Source organism: Veillonella magna DSM 19857 (assembly GCF_000428745.1).
Classification (GTDB): domain Bacteria; phylum Bacillota; class Negativicutes; order Veillonellales; family Veillonellaceae; genus Veillonella_A; species Veillonella_A magna.
Genome location: NZ_AUAN01000017.1, coordinates 1 through 20,359, shown reverse-complemented (window position 1 = coordinate 20,359; position 20,359 = coordinate 1). Strand labels below are relative to the sequence as shown.

11 protein-coding genes and 1 rRNA gene are annotated in these 20,359 nt (G+C 42.9%); 9 read left to right on the top strand and 3 right to left on the bottom strand.

Features of this window, described 5'->3' with window-relative positions:
- The first annotated feature begins 25 nt into the window (after nucleotides 1–25).
- Both G344_RS0106250 and fucO read left to right on the top strand, forming a co-directional pair.
- A complete protein-coding gene (locus G344_RS0106250; RefSeq protein WP_028255456.1) occupies nucleotides 26–922 on the top strand; it encodes a dihydrodipicolinate synthase family protein in 897 nt (298 codons plus the stop codon).
- 33 nt (nucleotides 923–955) lie between these two features.
- The gene (fucO, locus tag G344_RS0106245; protein WP_028255455.1) at nucleotides 956–2,107 is read left to right on the top strand and encodes a lactaldehyde reductase; all 1,152 of its coding nucleotides are present in this window, start codon (nucleotides 956–958) and stop codon (nucleotides 2,105–2,107) included.
- Nucleotides 2,108–2,410: 303 nt separating this feature from the next.
- On the opposite strand, the gene bioB is transcribed toward fucO, so the two are convergent.
- The gene (gene bioB / locus G344_RS0106240; RefSeq protein WP_028255454.1) at nucleotides 2,411–3,439 is read right to left on the bottom strand and encodes a biotin synthase BioB; all 1,029 of its coding nucleotides are present in this window, start codon (nucleotides 3,437–3,439) and stop codon (nucleotides 2,411–2,413) included.
- Between the two features lie 349 nt (nucleotides 3,440–3,788).
- Between bioB and pdxR the strand changes: the two genes are divergently transcribed.
- The 3 genes from pdxR to G344_RS0106225 are packed head-to-tail and all read left to right on the top strand — an operon-like array spanning nucleotide 3,789 to nucleotide 9,393.
- Nucleotides 3,789–5,204 (top strand): MocR-like pyridoxine biosynthesis transcription factor PdxR, encoded by a 1,416-nt coding sequence (gene pdxR, locus G344_RS0106235; protein WP_028255453.1) that lies wholly within the window; start codon nucleotides 3,789–3,791, stop codon nucleotides 5,202–5,204.
- A 12-nt stretch (nucleotides 5,205–5,216) separates the two neighbouring features.
- A complete protein-coding gene (locus G344_RS0106230) occupies nucleotides 5,217–6,488 on the top strand; it encodes a metallophosphoesterase family protein (RefSeq protein WP_028255452.1) in 1,272 nt (423 codons plus the stop codon).
- Nucleotides 6,478–9,393 (top strand): ATP-binding protein, encoded by a 2,916-nt coding sequence (locus G344_RS0106225; RefSeq protein WP_028255451.1) that lies wholly within the window; start codon nucleotides 6,478–6,480, stop codon nucleotides 9,391–9,393. The genes G344_RS0106230 and G344_RS0106225 overlap by 11 nt, the downstream gene beginning before the upstream one ends.
- 207 nt (nucleotides 9,394–9,600) lie before the next feature.
- On the opposite strand, the gene G344_RS10855 is transcribed toward G344_RS0106225, so the two are convergent.
- Nucleotides 9,601–10,872, bottom strand: a complete 1,272-nt coding sequence (locus tag G344_RS10855) for an MFS transporter (RefSeq protein ID WP_051245814.1) — start codon at nucleotides 10,870–10,872, stop codon at nucleotides 9,601–9,603.
- A gap of 529 nt (nucleotides 10,873–11,401) precedes the next feature.
- Nucleotides 11,402–12,283 carry a formate/nitrite transporter family protein gene (locus G344_RS0106210; protein ID WP_083963078.1) on the bottom strand — a complete coding sequence of 294 codons (882 nt, stop codon included), beginning with the start codon at nucleotides 12,281–12,283 and terminating at the stop codon, nucleotides 11,402–11,404.
- A gap of 409 nt (nucleotides 12,284–12,692) precedes the next feature.
- Here G344_RS0106210 and gltB point away from each other — a divergent pair, with 409 nt between their 5' ends.
- The 4 genes from gltB to G344_RS0106190 all read left to right on the top strand — a co-directional run.
- Complete coding sequence (gene gltB / locus G344_RS0106205; protein ID WP_038155137.1) at nucleotides 12,693–17,282, top strand: glutamate synthase large subunit; 4,590 nt, start codon at nucleotides 12,693–12,695, stop codon at nucleotides 17,280–17,282.
- A gap of 337 nt (nucleotides 17,283–17,619) precedes the next feature.
- Nucleotides 17,620–18,282, top strand: a complete 663-nt coding sequence (locus G344_RS0106200; protein WP_083963077.1) for a tetratricopeptide repeat protein — start codon at nucleotides 17,620–17,622, stop codon at nucleotides 18,280–18,282.
- 118 nt (nucleotides 18,283–18,400) lie between these two features.
- The gene (locus tag G344_RS0106195) at nucleotides 18,401–19,534 is read left to right on the top strand and encodes an efflux RND transporter periplasmic adaptor subunit (RefSeq protein WP_028255447.1); all 1,134 of its coding nucleotides are present in this window, start codon (nucleotides 18,401–18,403) and stop codon (nucleotides 19,532–19,534) included.
- Between the two features lie 731 nt (nucleotides 19,535–20,265).
- Nucleotides 20,266–20,359, top strand: a 16S ribosomal RNA gene (locus G344_RS0106190); the annotation flags it as partial.

Below are 20,359 nucleotides of genomic sequence, written 5' to 3'. Positions count from 1 at the left end.
TCGATAGTAGAAGGGGTGGTAGCTAATGAAGGCTAAGTATATTTGTCCTATATTAACTTCTATGAATGAGGATGGGTCCGTGAATTATGAGGAGATGCATGCTTTTTATGATCGCGTGTTACAAGCCGGTATTGATGGGATTCTAGTAGGCGGTAGCGCTGGTGAGTTTTACGCTTTCACTTATGATGAAATCCGTACATTTATTTTAGATGCGGTAAAATATATAGGCAATCGTGGTGTTGTTATTGCCGGTACGGGTAGAATGGCTAAATCGGAAACAATTAGTTTGTCGAACGAAGCATTACAAGCTGGAGCTGATGCAGTCATTGTTGTGGGACCTTATTACAGTGCTTGTAATGAGGATGATGTATATGCTTATTATGATGAAATTTTACAGGCTGTAAAAGGACCGGTATATTTATATAATTACTCTGAGAGAACAGGTTATGATGTATCGGCAGAAACGTTGTTAAAGCTTCGAGAAGCACATGATAATTTGGTAGGTGTGAAGGATACAAATCCGGTGTTGCGCCATACACAGCGATATATTCAATTTTTAAAACCTAGATTCCCAGACTTCCAGGTGTACACCGGCTATGATAATAATTGTATTCCTTCGGTTATTTCCGGAGGCGATGGCTGTATCGGGGCTATATCTAATATTAGACCGGATATTTGTGCAGACATTATTCGTTCTTTGGCATCTGAAAATATTTCGGAACTTACACGGCTACAACGTAGTATAGATAAATATTTTGCTTTATATGAAGTACACACCCCGTTTAATCCGGTTATGAAATGGGCTCTCAAGGAAATGGGGTTGCCGGTGCAAGAATATTGCCGTGTACCGATAAAACCATTAACGGACAAACAGAAAGAAGCATTGTCAAGTATGGCTAATGAGTTATGGCGGAAGGCATAGAAGAATTTATTATTGTAATGGAGGGGTTATATCATGGTTAATCGTATGATTTTAAATGAAACATCCTATTTTGGATTTGGCGCTGTTAATAAAATTGTAGATGAGTTAAAGGCAAATAATCTGAAGAAGGTGCTGGTGACTACTGATAAAGACCTAATCCGATTTGGTGTAGCTACGAAAGTAACGAAGTTATTGGAGGAAGCTAAGGTTGACTATGAAATTTTCGATGAGTTAAAGCCAAATCCGACAGTAAAAAATGTACAGGACGGAGTAGCTGCTTGTAAAAAAGCAGAAGCGGATTGTATTGTAGCTATTGGCGGAGGCAGTACGATCGATACCAGTAAGGCAATCGCTATTATTATGACTAACCCTGAATTTGAAGATGTAAGAAGTCTCGAAGGCGTTGCTAATACAAAGCATAAATGTCTGCCTATTATTGCTGTGACGACAACATCGGGAACAGCGGCAGAAGTAACTATTAATTATGTTATTACTGATGAGGAAAAGCAGCGCAAATTTGTTTGCGCAGACACTCATGATATTCCGATAGTGGCGATTGTTGATCCGGATATGTCTATGGGTATGCCAAAGGGATTATGTGCGTCTACTGGGATGGATGCTTTGGTACATGCGGTAGAGGGTTATATTACGAAGGGTGCCTGGGAAATGACAGATATGATGCATTTAAAGGCCATCGAAATTATTGGACGTTCTTTGCGTGCGGCCGTAGCAGGCGACCCTAAGGCTCGCGAAGAAATGGCATTGGGACAATACATTGCAGGAATGGGCTTTTCCAATGTAGGCCTTGGTATTGTTCACTCGATGGCACATCCTTTGAGTGCTGTATATGATATTCCTCATGGTAAGGCATGTGCAATGATGCTTACCGCGGTATTACAATATAATGCGCCCGCAACAGGAAGTAAATATCGTGAAATCGCTCGGGCTATGGGAGTAGATGGTGTAGATACTATGAGCGAAGCAGAATACCGTGAAGCAGCCATTGAAGCTATTCAGAAGCTGGCAGATGATGTAGAGATTCCTAAGAGTTTGGCTGAGGCCGGCGTAAAAGAAGAAGACATTGAATTTTTGGCGCAATCTGCTTTTGCAGATGTATGTACTCCGGGTAATCCGAGAGATACATCTGTAGAGGATATTAAGATGATTTACCGTTCTATCTTATAATGACTATAGGGTTGATAATGTCAGCGATTAATATATGAGGTAACAAGAGAATAAAGACATAATGAAAGGACCGATGCTATCAAAGGCTATCGGTCCTTTTATCATAATTAATATTATGCAATATATACTTTTAAAAATTGCTCCATAAAAGGGTTTCCCCGTCTACGCATCGCATAGACGGGGAAAGAGCATTCAAACAATTATAGTAAATGGCTAATATAGCCGCGAAGTTGTGTAATACATACTAGAGGACAAGCATAGGAGTATGTTTATCACTAGTGCATTTAAATGTAACGTATTGTTTTATACCTGCGGTGCTGTGCGAGATAAACGAAGATCGTCCAGCATACGAAGATCTTCCAACGGGGAACGGCCTCCGGTTGTCAAATAGCCACCGACCATGATGCCGTTCAAGCCACCGGTAAGAGCTAAGGCCTGTAAATCACGGAGGTTTACTTCGCGACCACCGGCAGTACGAATCTGAGCATTTGGCAAAATGAAACGGAATACAGCAAATGTACGGAGAATTTCCAAGGGAGCCAAAGGCTTGTTGTGTTCAAACGGTGTATTCTTAATCGGATTTAAAATGTTAAGCGGCACGGAATCAATACCGAGACGTTTTAGTTCAAATGCCATTTCTACACGTTGTTCTAAGGTTTCGTTTAAACCGAAGATACCGCCGGAGCACACGCGGATGCCGGCTTTTTGCGCATTGGCAATGGTACTCATTTTATCCTTATATTCATGAGTTGTACAAATATCCGGGAAATGGCTCGGTGCGGTTTCAATATTGGAATGATAACGGGTAACACCAATCTCTTTAAGTTGCACGGCTTGCTCATACGTGAGGAGGCCGAGGGAGCAACAAATTTCCAATCCGGTTTCTTTGCGGATACGCTTTAAGGCGCTGAGGATTTGTTCAAATTCTTTTGGATTACTTGTATTGCGACCGCTGGTTACGATAGAGAAACGGATAGCACCGGCTTCCTTTGCTTTTTTCGCAGCAGCGACAATGTCTTCCTCATCCATGAAGGGATATACGGTTACCCCTGTGTCATGGTGGGCAGACTGTGCACAGAACTTACAGTTTTCCGGGCATTTGCCGGAGCGTGCATTGACAATGGCACACAGGTCAACTTCATTACCGTTAAATTTTTGACGAATCTTGTCGGCCATAGCTAATAAAATCATGGTATCTTCGTCAGATGTATGAATTAATTCTTCCGCCTCTTTACGAGTGATTTCGCCACCGTCCAATACCTTTTGTGCGTAGGCGATAATCCGTTCGTAGCCGGAAAGATTGTCGGTTGTCTGATTTGTTACAGTTGTCATACTTACACCTCTACCTCTAATTCCTATATGGCATGAATTCTGCCGTTGGCTTTATTATAAACGCCCTTGTTTTCATAGTCAACTGAAAGTTAAATGAAAGTTAACAATAATAAAGAGGGTAGCATATCAGTGAACCAGAATTTTTGATATAAAATTTTATTTCTGTTAAATGATAGATACTATAGACGGTTATAAAAGATAGATGGTTATAAAAGTAAAGAGTATAAAATATAATTTCTGATGGGGACAGATATTATAAATCAGGGAGGTGTGATACAATAGAAGTCAATGAAAAGGTCAACAAAGGCCGCGGTTGTTCAATGATACAAGAACAAAAGAGGTGACGAAGATGCTGGCATTGGATCGAGAGTCGGCAGAGCCATTATATGAACAAATATATAGATATATAAAGGAAGCTATCGAAGGAGGCCACTTTGTGGCAGGTACTCGCTTGCCCTCGGTTAGAGCGTTGGCCGCAGAAAATGGTGTCAGCAAAATAACGGTAGAGCAAGCCTATGTACAATTAGCAGCGGAAGGATATATTCGTGCGCATAACCGTTCACCTTATGAGGTATTGGATTTACCTTATTATGAGGAGGTAACGTCAACATTACTACCTACTGAGAAGAGTAAGCGTGTTGGTGCTGAAGAAGATAATCATGTGAGTGCACAGGCAATGGAGCGTATGAAACCTGTTGTATATTACAATTTTGCTACCGGGGCTATGGATCCGGAGGGATTTGATTATACGCGTTGGAAACGGTATATAGGTTACGTATTGCGTGAACCGGAACGACTCATGGGTTATGGTGATAGTCAAGGTGAGAGTGTATTGCGAGAAAATTTGGCTACTTATTTACAAGGGGCTCGTGGTGTGCAATCGACAGCTGATCGAATTATTATCGGCAGTGGTACGCAGTCATCGGTAGCTGTGACGGCCTCTCTGTTACGTCGGCGAGGTCTTCGACGCATAGCTGTGGACAGTAGCTTGTACAATGTTATCATTGGCGTGTTTGAAGACTGCGGCTTTTCCGTGATTACCGTATCGCAGGATAGCGAAGATTTAGTGCAACGGTTAGTGGATGAACGGATTGAAGTATTTTATTGTACGCCATCGCATGGTGACAGCCGAGGACGTGTTATGTCGGTAGCACGTCGTAAAGAGTTGTTGCGTTGGGCATCTTTATCGAAGGCATACATTATAGAAGATGATTATGATAGCGAGTTGCGGTATTATGGAAGACCGATGGCTTCTTTACAGGGGTTAGATAAGGAAGAGCGTGTTATTTATATAGGCACGCCATCAAAAGTGTTACCACCATCCATTCGATTGAGCTATATGGTATTGCCACAAGACTTGATGGATGATTTTATTAAAGGTAAGGAGAGGTATCGGCAGAGTGCGGGGGTAATGGAACAGCTCGTATGGGCGCGATATATTGAAGCCGGTGAGTGGAGTAAGCAGATTCGGCGTTTACGAAAACACTATGCGGAAAAAAGTCGGTATATGGCAAAGCTGTTGATGACGTATCTCGGCGACAGTATTATTGTAACAGCACCGGAAGGCGGCGTTTATATCGGGGTAACAGTTCATACGGTATTGCCGAAATCACTCGTTACACAACGGGCTCTTGCTGCCGGGTTAGCGGTTAAAGAGGATCGTACTGTTGATGGAGTTAGTTATTTATTGTCATTTAGTGCCATACCGACACAACAGTTGGAAAAAGCCGTTATGCGATTGGCAGCGGCGTGGAAGGGAATTTAGAAGGATGTTATCATGACTATACCATTTCGATTTATACAATGCGGGGATCTTCATTTGGGGGCTCCGTTTGGATATTTAAAGACGCTGGGACGACAAGCGGATGAGGCTGTGCGATATGCTACATACCGGGCTTTTGAAGGTGTGGTGCAGTTGGCGCTGGATGAACAAGTGGATGCGCTTCTTATTACCGGCGACGTATACAATAGTGATGACCATAATTTGGAAGCACAGGTACGGTTTGCTCGGGAATGTGAGCGCTTACAGGAGGCACACATTCCGGTATTTATGGTGCAAGGTAATCACGATCCGGCAGAAAGCTGGCAAGCACATGTTAATCTGCCAACGAATGTACATATTTTTTCGGCAGATGAACCGGAGAGACGCAGTCTCATCGTGCAAGGTCGTGAAGTAGCCGGTATTTACGGTATGAGTATTAGCCGAAAAAATAGTGATGTGGACCTGGCATCACAAATCAAAGTGCACGCGGACGATGTATTTTCTATCGCTCTCATTCATGGCACCGTCGGCAGTCAACCGAATCATGTGACTACGGCACCTTGTTCTATGGATACTTTGCTGCGTTCACCGATTAATTATTGGGCGTTTGGACATATTCATAAACGGCAAGTACTACATGAAGTACCTTATGTGGTGTATGCCGGTAATACGCAAGGGCTGCATGGCAAGGAAGTTGGTCCCAAAGGGTGTTATTTAGTGACGGTTGGTGGTAATGGCCGTGTGTTGCTTGATTTTAGAGAAACCGGTGCCATTCGTTTTGCTAAAAGCCATATTGATATTACGGGGCTGCGTACATCGGCAGAGTTGGAAGAAATGATTCGGCATAAGAAGGAAATGCTCAGAAAAGGAAAAAAACCGGTGTTACAGGAAATTGTACTTACCGGATCGGGGCCGCTGCATCGTGCCGCTGCGGATGAGTCTACTCGGCAGATGTGGATGGAAGCAGCTCGTGATGAAGAAGCACATCGTATTCATTTTATTCTGCCATATCGCATAATAGATGACACATGGCCGGAAATTGATTTAGCCGAACGACGCCAGTTACATGATATGGTGGGCGATTATTTGGCGGCCTATGATGCGGCAGTAGCTGATGGTAGCGATGAAAGCATAATAAAGTTGCGCGATACAGTATTAGCCAGACCGGAAACAAAACGATTAGGTTTGTATCGCCATATGTTGACCCCGGAATTGGTGCGACGAGCACTACGACGTGCCGAAACAGAAGGTGCATTGCGGTTGTTGGGAGATTCCTATGAAGATTGATGAAGTATATATAAAAGAATTCGGTCCGTATCGCGACTGGTCGTTTACACCGAAAACAGATGGTGTACAGCTTATTTACGGACCTAATGAAAGTGGTAAGACATCGTTACTGGAAGCGGTGCGATCATTTATTTTTGGTAAGCGAGGTAAGACCTATAAGGAAGGAACGGGTCATGTCACGGTTACTCACAAAGATAAGAGTTATCACATCGGTCGACGTCATAAAAAATTAGATTTTTATCCGTTGGGCGGTGAAACATTGACAGAGGAACCGTCACAGTTATGGTGGCATGGGCTCGATAAGAAAACTTACGATCGAATTTTTGCGATTACCCTGGAAGATTTGCAAGGGGCGGATATTCTAAATGAAGTGGATGTACGCATTCGTTTCTTTGGCGGTGAAGGCGGTGAGCAATTCAGCCGAGCTGTTAAGGATATTGATAAAGCAGCAGCTGATTTATTGGTAGCTTCTTCTAATGGTAAGCGGCGCATTAATGTGCTCATGGATGAATTGGCACAGTTGGACACGCGACTGAAAGAGTTGGGAAAGCATGAAGAAACATATACAAAATTGCAGCAACAATTAGAGGGGACGGCGGTAACAGAGAAAGAGTTGCGTGAGCGCATAGAGGAATGGCGTGAGTATGCGTCCAGCATTGAATTGGTGCTTAGAGCATGGGATGTTTATAAGCGTGCGGAAGAGGCAAAAGCTAAAATCAATGTTTTGACGGATACTACCGAATTAGAACGAGATGCCTTCATGGCTTTGCAACAGGAAATAGACCAGTGCCGTGAGCATATGCGTATTTGGCGTGGTAAGGAAGAAGGTTTGGTGCCGGATAATTTTGCTCCCGATGATGCTATCGGTATTTACGGACAGGAAATAGAAGACCTGATGCAGGAAGTGTCTAAGTGGACACAGCTTCAAAAGGAATGTGCCGAAGGGGAGCGTTATTTAACTAAGGTTAGAGAGCAATTGGAGTTATCGCGCAAGCTGCATACGGCATGGCGTACTGACGAAGAAATGCCGGCAGAGATAGATTGGCGACGCGGTGAAATGATTGCGCAAAAGTTACGTAGTGCCCGTGAGGCGTATATGAGTTGGCAACGACGTGAGCCGGTAGCTCCTGCGGATGCTACATTGCAGGTACAGATGAAAAAGGAAGAGCATCAATTAGAACGTATCAAACAAGGGACGACTCTGGTGAAAGAAGCCTACGAAAAACGAAATGAAGCTATGGCAGCATTAGATGCTGTAAAGCGCCAAGCACCGTCAATAAAGGGATGGTATGCCGGTGCGGCATTGGCTATTCTCGTCGGGATAGGGATAGCGGCAATTTGGCCGATGATGCCTTTTACCTATATAGGTTGGGGATTGATCGTTCTCGGAATGATGGTTAGTGGCTACGGTTATTATGGCAATTATCGTTATCAGCTACGATGTAAGGACGCTGAGAGTCAGTTGCACCGCAGCGAAGAACAGCAAGAGGCACTTAATCGTGAATATGGGCTAGGTGTACCTCATGACAAAGCGGCGATGGATGCTATAGAAGAAGCGTATGCTACATTACGGGGAGCGTTGGGCAGTAATAATATAGAATTAGCTAAGTTGTACAGCTATGAGCAGCAGCGCACGGCATGGATGGAAGAAGGCAAGGCATTAGAAGCTAAGGGTAGTGCTGCTATGGAGGAATGGCTGGAATGGCTCCCAACGGCGGCAAAGAGAACATTGACGGACAGCGATTTTTTTGGAATGAAGCAAGAGTACGACAGCTATCGTGAGCAGCAAAATACATATAAAGGATATGAAAAACGGTTAGCCGAGTATAAGGAAATGTTACAGCATATCGAGTCACAGGCAAGAATGTTATGGGAAAAGTTAGAATTTAATGCGCCGGTGACCCCGATTGAGCTGCGCCGGTTGTATAGTTTGCTTAAATCCTACCGCCAGAATCAAGCGCGATGGGAACAAAAAGAGTCGCAACGACGGAATTATCGTGAAGAATATGATCACTGGAACCGGAAAGAAAAAGAATTGCTTCTTGAACAATCTTTGCTTTTACAAAAAGCGGGGATTGCTACAGCCGGTGAATATCGTCAGCGCCTTTTAAAACAGGAGCAGTATAGGCAATGGGTGACCATTTATCAGCAAAGCAAACGACAACTGGAGCTGTTGGCTCCTCAATCAGAAAATAATGAGCTTCTCTATCGTCGACTGCAAGGCAGTGACAAAGGAAAATGGACGGCAGAATATGAACGCAGTACCGGTGAAATCCGAGGCTTGGATAGTCAGTTGACGGCACTTTATGAAGAACGGGGGCAACTACAGGAAGCGATGAATAGTTTGGCCGGTGATGCTACTTTGGCCAAGGCGTTGCAGCAAAAGGCGCAGTTGGAAGGTGAGTTGCGCGATGCTTTGGAGGATTGGACTACACAGGTTCTCATTGCTCATTTTATGGAGGAGGCACAGCAATCATATGAAAAAGACAGGCAGCCGCAAGCGTTGGCGAAAGCATCGGAGTATATCCGCATATTGACGGATGGCAAATATCGTCTTGATACGGAAGCAGCACCACAGGCGATTTATTTGTTGAATGAGCATGATGAACGATTAGATATGGCTCATTGGAGCAGTGGCTTAGCCGATCAGGTGTATTTAGCATTGCGGTTGAGTTTAGCCCATACGTTCGGTAAGCGCATTGAGCCTATGCCTCTTATCTTAGATGATATTTTGGTGCGGTTTGATGAAACAAGACAGCAACGGGCCTTGGCATTGCTCAAAACCATAGCGGAAGAAACGCAAGTTTGGATCTTTACTTGTCAAAAATCTACTTTGGAGTTAGCAAAAGAGCTGACGGGTATTACTTGCTATGAATTGGCGCAAGATGGCATGATTTTGGCTTAAATTGAAGTAGTATACTCAGTAAAAAAATTTGAAATAGGATAAGCACTTAATAGTATAGTTGGAAAGATACTAAGACGCTGTCGGTAAAGGGTGCATACATAAAAATAAAAGGCAGTCATTTTGATAACGGCTCGGATGAGAGAAGGAGCCTGTTATCACAGGATGACTGCCTTTTTATATTACGTGTTTGTAATAGTTAATAATCTATTACATCGTTGACGCATTATAGGTTGTTGTGTCATTGGTGGTATTTTCTTTCTTTAGCGTTAAGATGAGCAGACCTGCTAAGAACATGCAGCCACCCATAACAAGGTAACCGATAGTAAAGGAACCTGTTGTCTGATTTAAGAAACCTAACATATAAGGTCCGACCCAACCACCGACATTACCAGAGGAGTTGATAAGTCCCATTGCTCCGGCTGCGGCAGCACCGGATAGGAACGTTGTCGGCATAGTCCACCAAACACCCATACCGGCATAGACGCCAATAGCCGAGCAGCAAATGAAGAATAAACTTACCAACGGATTCGGACTGAACGGAGTAGCGGCAAGACCGGCAGCCCCGATAAAAAGTGGTACGGCGGTATGCCAACGTTTTTCTCCGGTTTTAGCAGAAGAATGACCGCACCATACTTGTACGATAAGAGCGGCGGTCATTGGGAATACAATGGACCAACCTACAAGACTCGGAGACCAACCGGAGAGTTGCTTTAATACCTGTGGCATCCAGAAGCTGAATCCCCAGAAGCCGATAACCCATAAGAAATAGATAAGACATAAACGCAATACTTTAGGATCTGTTAAAGCTTGTAAGGTAGTGTATTTTTTTACTTTTACTTTATTAGCTTCTTCTCGTTCCAGTTCGCGAGCAATGAATGCCTTTTCTTCCGGAGTTACCCAGGAGGCTTCTTGGGGAGTTGCTTTCATCCATTTAGCAAAAACGAAGGCGAAGATGAGTGCCGGTACAGCTTCAACAATAAACAGTGTCTGCCAGCCGTGAAATCCGAATACGTTTAATTCCAAGAGAACACCGGCTAAAGGAGCACCGATGATGGTAGAGATAAGTAAGGATGTCAGCATCAGAGAAATAGCTTTTGCACGTTCTTGCGGTAAAAACCATTTGGGGATGAGCAGTGAATAAATAACTGGATATAAGGACGCTTCGCAAAGCCCCAACAAGAAACGATATACATAGAACTCGAGTTCCGTGCTCATAGTAGTCATTAAAACGCAGACGAGGCCCCAGCTAAACATGATACGTGCTACCCAGTGCATAGCATTAAAGCGAGCAGCTAGTAGTGAGGCAGGAACTTCAAAGAGTACATAACCAACGAAGAAAATACCTGCACCGAGACCGAATACTTCCGGTGATAACCAGGAAAGGGTGTCCTTCATCGTCATGCCGGCGTAGGCAATATTGACGCGATCGAGAAAAGCGATGACCGATACTAGAAATAAAGGCAAGACAACGTGCAGCATACGACGACGTTGAAATGAGTGTAAATCGACACCGGCATCGGCGGCCGGATTTGTGGCTTCATAAGGTGAAGCGTAGGACGCAGAATTGTTTGACATACGAATCCCTCCAAATACTCTCTCTTTGATAAATAAAAAAGCACCTCATCGTTTAACGATGAGGTGCTTTCGCGTCCCATCGTCACGACGAATGGGACCCAAGCACAGGTAACTGTTTACCTGGCTCCGGTCCTATGAGGTGCAATAATAATAATTGTGGAATTTACCGCATGGGTATAGGTCATCGTATATGTAGTTGCCATGAGTAAATCCCTCCTTTATTATGTAAAAACAAATTTGATATGTACTCTTTGTGAGTACTTCTGTAGTGTAACACTGGTTTTTGCTTGTGTCAACACTTGATTTCCTCTTCAGAAAAATAGATGTCCGTAATATATACCTACTATAGGCTTATCACGTGCAAGAGAAAAAACTTTAATTTTTTCATATACACGAAGACTAAAATTTTAATTTCGGGAAAAATATAACGAAGTTATTCCTTTACTTCCAATTCGGAATTAATCTGTGCATAAATAAGCAGGGTAAAAACGCCGGTACCGCCGATGATATTGCCAAGCCCTGTTGGCAAGAGAAAACGGAAAAAGTAATCATACATGCTTGCTTTATCGCTAAGTACGGCATAAAACATTTCTGCGGAACCTACAACAATATGGGTAAAATCACCGAGCGCAATAAAATAGGTGAAGAAGGCGATGATAAAAAAACTAAAATTTCGTGCAGATGGCATCATCCATACAATAGCGGCAATCAATATACCTGAGGGAATGCCACGCAAAATATTTTCTGTAGCGGTAAAGTGAGCTACGTGATTGGCAATGCTTTGTAGTTCGGCCGTAATAGCCGGAGATACAACTTGAGGCAATGTTAAAAATGAAGATGCCAATGCGGTGCCAATGAGATTTGATACCAATACAATAATCCATAAACGTAAAAGAAAAATTAATTTTTGGGTAGAGAAAGGTTTACAAATAGGTACTACCGTGGTGATAGTGTTTTCCGTAAATAACTGCATACGACCCAAAATAACCAGAATGAAGCCTATGGTATATCCCCATTTGGCAATTAAAGGCATCCATGCTTCATGGGGCAATACAGATTGCAAGAGCGCCATGCAGAAAAAAGAAAATGTGATAACTACACCGGCAGCAATGCCCGAAAAAATCAGTGATTTGGCGGGACGGAGTAATTCTTCAATGCCGTCGCGTCGAATAATTTCAAAAATAAGATGTGGTGATAATCGCTCGTATTCTTCAACGATAACCCGTTCGCGATGAGAAAGATCAACCGCATTAATTTCACTGGCAGCTACGTCCTCCTTGCGTTCATTTAAAATTTCTTTTATTTTTGATGTCATAAAAACCTCCGTTACGTACTTACGTGATAGCTATAAGAAACAGGAATACCGTAGGTGGTATTCTTTGAAAATTTGATAATCATTATTGATAATATAATTATAGTAGCATGAATAGGTACATGGGTGCAATTTTTATGGATACAAAAAACAGATTAGAACATGAGATAAATGCATATGGGTATTACATATTTCTATGTGCATTTTAGGAGAGACTTTATTATACTGTGATTAGACTATTTTCTATAGAATTTTAAGAGAGCAGTTATATGCCGCGTGTACGAGCAATGGGTAATGGTACCGAATACATGGAAAAAGGTCTGTAACAATAGCCCCGTTAATCCTGTGATGAAGGCATCATATATGATGAATGCAGGACTGGAGCATGTGACGGTAGAGAGGAGAAAGGGATATGAGTCAAGAAATGAGATACAACAGCCAAATAGAATCACAACGGCAAGAACAACAGGTATTGGAAAAACATGGCCTCTATAGCAAATCTTATGAAAAAGATGCTTGCGGCATGGGATTTGTTGTAGATATTAAAGGGCGTAAATCACACGATATTATTGACGATGGTCTACGCATTTTAGAACGTTTAGAACATCGCGGTGCCCGCGGGGCCGATGCGTCAACTGGGGATGGCGCAGGTATTTTGGTTCAGATTCCACATGAATTTTTCCGCCGTGAATGTGAAGTCTTGGGTTTCACTTTGCCACCGGCCGGTAGTTACGGTGTAGGAATGGTATTTGCCCATCGATACGAAGATCTCCGTAAAAAGCAAAAGTCTATTTTAGAGGATATCGTTCGTGCGGAAGGTCAGATTGTATTGGGCTGGCGTGAAGTACCGGTAGATTCTCATGTAGTCGGTGCTGAAGCGGCCGCGATTCGACCGTGGTTTATTCAAATTTTTATCGGTAAAGGTCCGAATGTTATGAATGACCAAGAATTTGAACGTAAACTGTATGTTATTCGTAAAGAAGCAGAAAAACAAATTATTCCTATCAGCAAGGCGGAAAGCAGCGATTTTTACATTGCTAGTTTATCAGCCAAGACGATTGTGTATAAAGGTATGTTGACACCGAAGCAGCTTCGGAATTTCTATCTTGATTTATCAGACCTTGATTTCACTTCGGCGTTGGCCATGGTGCATTCACGTTTTAGTACGAATACGTTTCCGAGTTGGGCTAGAGCGCATCCGAACCGTTTTATTGTGCATAATGGAGAAATCAATACAATACGTGGGAATATCAACTGGATTAATGCGCGGGAAGGAAAGGCACAGTCTGAGTATTTCCCGGACATAAAAAAAGTATTCCCTGTTGTAGACGATACCGGATCGGATTCGGCTATGTTTGATAACACGTTGGAATTTCTATATATGACGGGGCGTAGTTTGCCACATGCAATGATGATGATGATTCCGGAACCATGGGAAAAGAATACCTTGATGAGCGAAGAAAAGCGTGCTTTCTACGAGTTTAATAGTTTTATGATGGAACCGTGGGATGGCCCGGCAGCCATGGGTTTTACGGATGGTACGGTTATTGGTGGTGTACTTGACCGTAACGGCTTGCGTCCGTCCCGCTATTATGTAACGGCAGATGATCGTTTAATCATGGCTTCCGAAGTTGGTGTAGTGAATGAAGCTGCCGAAAATATTCGTTATAAAGGTCGTTTGGAACCGGGAAAGATGCTGCTCGTAGATACGGAAGAACAGCGTATTGTGTCCGATGAAGAAATCAAGCAACGGATTGCTACGAATAAACCTTACAAGGAATGGATTGCGGAACATATTATTCATATGGATGAAGTGACGCCCGCTTCGACGGATAGTATACCCGTTATTGATAATTTAGTACAGCAACAGCAAGCGTTCGGTTATACCAGTGAAGATATGGTGCGCGTGTTAATCCCGATGGCGAAGGATGGCAAGGATCCGGTCGGTGCTATGGGGGCTGATGCACCATTGGCCATTTTATCGGAACAGCCACAATTACTTTATAATTATTTCAAGCAACTTTTTGCGCAGGTAACAAATCCACCGATTGATGCGATTCGTGAAGAAATGGTAACCTCCACTAAGGTTATGTTTGGTAATAGCGGAAATATGACGGAACCGAATAAGGAAGGTACCTATAGTGTATCTTTGGACAGCCCGATTTTAACCAATGAAGATTTTGCGGCGATTAAGCAGTTGGATTGTCGTCGTATGAAATCTACCACTTTGCCTATTTTGTTTAATCCAAATGAAGGTGCCGATGGGTTGCGCAAAGCGTTAAAGGACGTGTGTGAAGCGGCAGAAGCAGCAGCGCGTAGCGACTATAATGTACTTATTTTATCCGACCGTGGTGTGGATGAAACCCATGCACCTATTCCTGCTCTTTTGGCAGTAGCAGCGGTACATAATCATTTAATTCGTAAAGTCTTGCGTACGGATATAGGGTTGCTGTTGGAATCCGCAGAACCGCGTGAAGTACATCATTTCTGTACGCTTATCGGATATGGTGTTACCGCAGTCAATCCATACTTGGCACTGGAAACCGTTAAGGATTTACAAGCAAAGGGACGCTTAGGATCTATTAGTGCCGAAGAAGCAGAAAAAAATTATATTAAAGCAACCGTTAACGGTATTTTAAAAGTTATGTCTAAAATGGGGATTTCCACAGTACGCAGTTATCATGGTGCACAAATCTTTGAAGCAGTAGGCCTGAACAGTGACTTTGTTAATAAATATTTTGTTAATACGCCAAGTCGTATCGGTGGGATTGGTACAGAAGGGGTAGCTCTCGAAACTTGTCAGCGTCATGAACAGGCATTCGGCGGTGATAGTGATGAACTTGCGCCGGGCGGATTCTATGGTCCGGTCAAGGGTGGAGAACCACATCTGTTCAATCCGAAAACGATTGACTTGTTGCAACGTGCTTGTATAGATAACGACTATGAATTATATAAAGCATATTCCAAAGAAATTCGTGAAAACTATCATGTTACTTTGCGGAGTTTATTAGAATTTAATTTCCCTGTAGGTGGCGGTATTGCTATTGAAGAAGTAGAGCCGGTGGAATCTATCGTAAAACGTTTTAAAGGCGGTGCTATGAGTTACGGTGCTATCAGTAAGGAAGCACATGAAACTATTGCCATTGCTATGAATCGCTTGGGAACTATGAGCAACTCCGGTGAAGGGGGCGAAGATTCTGCGCGCTATCAGCTGTTGCCTAACGGCGATAATGCATGCAGTGAAATTAAACAAATAGCATCAGGGCGTTTCGGTGTAACCTCAGAATACTTGGTTCATGCTAAGGAGCTACAGATTAAATGTGCACAAGGGGCGAAACCGGGGGAAGGAGGCCAGCTACCGGGCAAAAAAGTATATCCGGCTATCGGTAAGGCGCGTCATTCTACACCGGGTGTCGAATTAGTATCGCCGCCACCACATCATGATATTTACTCCATCGAAGACTTGGCAGAACTTATTTTTGATTTGAAAAATGCTAATACTAATGCGCGGGTCAGCGTGAAATTAGCATCGGAGGCCGGAGTAGGGACTATCGCGGCCGGGGTGGCTAAGGCGAAAGCCGATAATATTCTTATCTGCGGTTATGATGGCGGTACCGGTGCGGCCGGACGTACCGGTATGAGGCATACGGGAGCACCTTGGGAATTAGGCTTGTCCGAAACACACCAAACATTGCTGCTTAACAGGTTACGAGATCGCATTGTGCTGGAAGTAGACAGCAAACTAATGACCGGTTTTGATATTGCCGTTGCGGCCTTGCTCGGTGCAGAAATGTTCGGCTTTGGTACATTACCGCTCGTGGCTGTAGGATGCAAAATGGCACGCGTATGTAATCTCAACACATGTCCGTACGGAGTTGCAACGCAAGATGAAAAATTACGTAAGAACTTTAAAGGTAAACCGGAGTATGTGGAACACTTAATGTATTTCTTGGCCAGAGAATTCCGCGAAATTATGGCTCGCCTAGGCATTCGGACTGTTGAGGAAATGGTTGGTCGTGTGGATTTGTTACGTCAAAAGGTAGTAGAGGATAATTATAAGTTGTCTCGCGTTGATTTGAAGCGTATACTTTTCCGCCCATATACAGATGCCAGTGTAGGCCACTATCATCGAGTAGAACAAGAACATGGACTTAATAAAACTCTTGATATGGCAAAGTTACTTCGTATTTGCCGACCGGCTATCGAAGATAAGAAACCAATTCGGGCTAAGTTGGCTATTAATAACACAAATCGCGTGGTCGGCACCATGGTGGGTAGTGAAGTGACACGACGTTATGGTACGGCTGGGTTGCCGGACACAACAATTAAGCTAAGCTTTGTAGGCAGTGCCGGTCAGAGTTTTGGGGCGTTTATTCCTAAGGGTATGACCCTGGAATTGGAAGGTGATGCCAACGATTACTTGGGTAAAGGATTATCGGGAGGACGGATTATTGCATATCCGCCGCGTAAATCTGTGTTTGAAGCGGACTGCAATGTACTCATTGGTAATGTTGCTTTCTATGGAGCTACTTCCGGGGAAGCGTATATTAATGGTTGTGCAGGTGAACGTTTTGCCGTACGTAACAGCGGTATTACTGCTGTTGTCGAAGGTGTGGGTGATCACGGCTGCGAATACATGACCGGTGGTGAAGTCCTTGTATTGGGATCTATCGGCCGAAATTTCGGTGCAGGTATGTCCGGTGGATATGCGTATGTTCTTGATTTGGATGAACGCCGTGTTAATACAGGCTTAGTAGAAGTGCAGGAAGTAACAAATGATGACGTACAGAAAATTAAGAATTTAATTGAACGTCATGTGTTGTATACGAATAGTGCAAAGGGACGTCATATTTTAGATAATTGGGCTAACTTTGGACAGCGCTTCAAAAAGCTAGTGCCTGTAGCGTTTGCCACTATGCGTCAAGCCATTGATACATATATAGCGCAAGGCAATAGCTTAGAAGAAGCAGAACTTAAGGCTTTTAAGGATAAGTATAAATAAGACTACTATAGGATACGTATAGGAAAATAAATTTCTAAAAGATCGTATACATGTGTACCGATAAATATAATAGAGATACATCCAAGTATTAAATAAAATCTTATAGATGAGTTACCCGGCACGGCTTACTGCTGTGCCGGGTTTTCTGTACTCGATGGATAAAAATATTGCATGAGATTGGTGTTAGACAATAATAGGAACATCTTGGCAAGACAGGAATAGCTTGCTATGATGAACAAGTAAGCGAAGAATGGATTCTCAAAATAAAGGAAACGTGCTCGCACATGTATGGATGAATGTGTAACCTGATAGATGTAAAGGAAAGAGTTGATGTGAAATGAATTCGTCGAAAACGGTGCGTCGATGGAGAATAGGGATTCAATTTCTATTTATAGTGATGGCGATAGTGATGTTGATGACACTAATCGGTTGCGACCGAGATAAAGTAGCTGCGGACACACAGATCACTGAGTCAACAACTTCAGTGGAAACGACAACAAAAAAAGGAACGAGTGAGTTAACGGCAGAAGAAAAAGCTGTTGTAGATCTGTTTCAGCAAGGAAAATACGAAGCGACAATTACTAAGGCAGATGCTGTGTTGTTGAGAAAACCGGATAGTGATATAGCATATTCTGTAAAGGGAATGGCATTGGGATTGTTGGGAGAACCGAAAAAAGGATTAGAGTTGGCTCGAAAAGCATATTCGTTGAATGAAAAAAATGTGAGTAATTATTATAATCTAGCTATGCTATATAAATTGCAGGGCCAATTGGATGAATCGGCAAAATGGTTTCGACGGGTGCTGGAAGTAGAGCCACATAATACGTGGTCATTATATGGATTGGCTACTATTTATGCTGATGAAGGGCATGATGCGGAAGCTTTGATATGGCTGAAAAGAGCAATTGAAACTGATTCGACAGTAAAATCAGTAGCTCGGGAGCAAGATCATTTTATGCGCTTTCATAATAATGAAAAGTTTAAGCAACTTACACAATAAAATTCATAGAAAACTCATTTACGCAGGATAGTTTATTTGTGATACAATAAGAGCCGACATAATAATCCATGAAAGAGGGAACTGTGAGTTTACCGGTAATAGCATAGGAAGTGGAATAATGAAGCATAAGTATTTGCAACGATTGGGAATGGTAACCGTGATGATGGCTGCGGTGCTGACAGCAGGATGTTTCGGCCCGAAAAAGGTAGCAGTGACGGAAGCGACGCAACGAGATTTACCGGTGCGTATTAGCAGCGATGCCAATGTAACAGCGTTGAACAAGGCAACCATTGAACCGGCCACATCAGGACAGGTCGCTACCTTGGCAGTAAAAGTAGGTGATGATGTTAAACAAGGCCAAGTGGTGGCAACGTTAGATACGTCTTCTCTACAGGAACAGCTAAACACATTACTGACAAAAATTAAAGAGCAAGCAACAGCAACTGTACATGCGGCACCACAGACTACAACAATTGTACCTGGGGCGGTGTCACGAGCAGATGTGGAACGGGCTCGGGAAATGATGGCCAATGGCATTATTACTGAAAAAGAATATGCTACGATTGCTTCTCGCGCACAAACAACAACTGTTACCAGCGGTGGTGGTTATGTGACAACACCGGGGGCTGATACAAGCAGTTTGCAGGCTGCAATTGCACAAGTGCAAGCGCAGATTGCTCAGGCACAAATTGTAGCGCCTATCAATGGTAAGGTTACGGCTATTTATAATGAAGACAGAAAGGTAGCTATAGCGGGTAAACCTTTTATGATGATTCAGGAAACTTCACCGGTAGTTGCAACATTGACGATTCCTCAAGGATTTGCTATGGCTCTGGCCTCACCGGAAGGTAAAGCTTCGGTGAAAGTTCGTTTAAAAGTAGATGACAAAGAGTTGCCCGGTGAGATTACCTATATTAATACAAATGCACCGGCCGGTAGTCCGGGAGTATTATTGAAGGCAACGTTCCAAAATACTGATAATATTATAAAACCTGGAGAGTTTTATACATTGGTCATTGAATCCGATGTAAAAGCATCCGTACTGACATTACCAGAAAAAGCGGTCCATGAAGGAAAAGATGGTAAATATGTGTATGTCGTAACAGCCGATGATACTGTAGACGTACGGGTAGTAGAAACCGGTGAAAAAGCGGATGGTTTTATTGTGATTATGAATGGTCTGTCCGCGGGGGAAAGGGTCATTACTTCCAAAGGCTCCTTCCAGCTAGGAGAAAAAATAACAATTCAATAGTTTGGATATATAACAAGAATGCATTAATCAATATATAGTGGTAATAAAAATAATAAAGATAGAGTAGTACAAGATGTAAGATGTGCGAGGATGTGACTTTGGCAACGATAAGTTACATCCTCTTTTAATATGAGTATTCAATATTTGCTATTTACAAGAGTAGTAACTATAATTGGTGACATACCTCGGCGTGAGGCTTGTATGTAGTACATCAGTTCTGTTCTAGATGATGCTTGGTGTCGTATTTTTAAATTAGTTATAGTGGTGATTAGTGCCAATTATCTAGTTAATGTATTGTGCGTGAACGATGCATTAAAAATTTTTAAAAAAGTAGTTGACGAACGTTTGAAAACCATGTATTATATACAAGTCGCTTACGACAGACGGTTTTTGAAAGCGAAGGAACAGTACACCGGGTAGTGGTTGAAACACTGGATGGTTGCTGAATTCTTTGTATTTCCGTTTGAAGGAAATGTAAAGAAACTTCGAAAAACTTTCGAAAAAAGTTCTTGACACTCTCGATTGAAAGTGTTAAGATATACAAGTCGTCGCAAGACAGTAACTACTGAAAAGCGACAGCGGATCTTTGAAAACTGAACAATGTAAAGGTAATCATTTCGTAAGAAGTGAACATATCCAGAGTGCGGGTTTCGAATATGAAACCAACCAAAAATTCCGTCGGTAATATACCGACAACAACGAATAAACGAGCTAGCAAATAGCTCCAAGATATCTTGGAGAGTTTGATCCTGGCTCAGGACGAACGCTGGCGGCGTGCTTAACACATGCAAGTCGAACGGAGAGACGTGGAAGCTTGCTTCTATG